Genomic DNA, 2102 nt, shown 5'->3' on the forward strand with positions numbered 1-2102 from the left:
AGGGCCAGGTTGTTGGCAACCAGGGAGTCGGCGGTGGAGAAGAAGCCGAGGTTGCGCATGACGATGCGGCGCTCGTCGTCGGTCAGGCCTTCCGGGCTCTTCCACAGGGCGATGTCCGCGGTCATGTTGACCTCCTGCGGCATCCAGTGGTTGGCGCAGCCGTCGAGGTATTTCTGCCAGGCCCAGTCGTATTTGAACGGCACCAGCTGGTTGAGGTCGGCGCGGCAGTTGATCATGCGCTTTTCGTCGACGGCGACACGGGCGGCGGAGCCTTCCAGCTCGGCCAGGCCTTCGGCGATGTCGAGGTCGTCCAGGGCCGCCTTGGCGCGGATCACCGCGGCGGAGTCGGCGGTGGTGACAGCGCGGGCTTCGAGGGCGGCGGCGCCACCGGCGCTGTCCAGCTTGTCGATGCCGGCAGCGGCGGCTTGACCGGCGGCGGCGGGTTTGGCGGCGACTTCGCCGTCTTCTTTATCGAATTCGTCCCAGCTCAGCATGGTGGGGTCTCCTGCTTGAGGGCCATGTTCAGTATGGCCGGTGGATCTTGGTTGCGTTGCTTGCGTCGGGGTACTGCACGGCACGCAAAAAACTGAAGGCAGCCGGGGCAGTCGATACCCCGGTCTTTTTTGTAAGAGATGCAGTGAGGCCCCCGGAGGGGACCTCGGATCGCCTTACTGGCAGGCTTCGCAGTCCGGCTCGTCGATGGCGCAGGCCTTCGGCACTGGCGCTGGAGCAGGCTCTGCAGCCGGTGCGGCCTTGGCCTGGACCGGTGCGCTGCTGTCGCCACCGCTGGACACGGCATTGAGCTTGCCGGTGGTGATGGTCGACTTCTCGGTGCTGGTCGCGGCCAGGGCACGGAGGTAGTAGGTGGTCTTCAGACCGCGGTACCAGGCCATGCGGTAGGTCACGTCGAGTTTCTTGCCCGAAGCGCCGGCGATGTACAGGTTCAGCGACTGCGCCTGGTCGATCCACTTCTGGCGACGGCTGGCGGCATCGACGATCCACTTGGTCTCGACTTCGAACGCAGTGGCGTACAGGTCTTTCAGCTCTTGCGGGATACGCTCGATCTGCTGCACGGAACCGTCGTAGTACTTCAGGTCGTTGATCATCACCGAGTCCCACAGGCCACGGGCTTTCAGGTCACGGACCAGGTACGGGTTGATCACGGTGAATTCGCCGGACAGGTTCGATTTCACGTACAGGTTCTGGTAGGTCGGCTCGATGGACTGCGATACGCCGGTGATGTTGGCGATGGTCGCGGTCGGCGCGATGGCCATGATGTTCGAGTTGCGGATACCTTTCTGTACGCGCTCGCGCACCGGGGCCCAGTCCAGGGTCTCGTCCAGGTTGACGTCGATGTACTTGGCGCCACGGGCTTCGATCAGGATCTGTTGCGAGTCCAGCGGCAGGATGCCCTTGGACCACAGCGAGCCCTGGAAGGTCTCGTAGGCGCCACGCTCGTCGGCCAGGTCACAGGAGGCCTGGATGGCGAAGTAGCTGACCGCTTCCATGGAACGGTCGGCGAACTCGACGGCGGCGTCGGAACCGTAGGCGATGTGCTGCAGGTACAGCGCGTCCTGGAAGCCCATGATGCCCAGGCCGACCGGACGGTGCTTGAGGTTCGAGTTGCGCGCCTGCGGCACCGAGTAGTAGTTGATGTCGATCACGTTGTCGAGCATGCGCACGGCGGTGTGCACGGTGCGCTGCAGCTTGGCGTGGTCGAGCTTGCCATCGACGATGTGGTTCGGCAGGTTGATCGAGCCCAGGTTGCAGACGGCGATCTCGTCCTTGTTGGTGTTCAGGGTGATCTCGGTGCACAGGTTCGAGCTGTGGACCACGCCCACGTGCTGCTGCGGGCTGCGCAGGTTGCACGGATCCTTGAAGGTCAGCCATGGGTGGCCGGTCTCGAACAGCATCGAGAGCATCTTGCGCCACAGGTCCTTGGCCTGGATGGTCTTGAACACCTTGATCTTGTTGTACTCGGTCAGGGCTTCGTAGTACTCGTAGCGCTCTTCGAAGGCCTTGCCGGTCAGGTCGTGCAGGTCCGGCACTTCCGATGGCGAGAACAGGGTCCACTTGCCGTCTTCGAAGACGGCAAGTGGACC

At 63.6% G+C, this 2102-nt stretch carries 2 protein-coding genes; both read right to left on the bottom strand.

Annotation, left to right across the window (positions count from 1 at the left end; translation table 11 throughout):
- Positions 1-494: ribonucleotide-diphosphate reductase subunit beta (locus tag CHB99_RS30250; protein ID WP_249299719.1), on the bottom strand; the 494-nt coding region annotated here is incomplete at its 3' end.
- A gap of 174 nt (positions 495-668) precedes the next feature.
- The coding region (locus CHB99_RS30255) for a ribonucleoside-diphosphate reductase subunit alpha (RefSeq protein WP_249299716.1) at positions 669-2102 on the bottom strand (1434 nt) is incomplete at its 5' end.

It is taken from the genome of Pseudomonas japonica, from assembly GCF_900188455.1.
GTDB lineage: Bacteria > Pseudomonadota > Gammaproteobacteria > Pseudomonadales > Pseudomonadaceae > Aquipseudomonas > Aquipseudomonas japonica.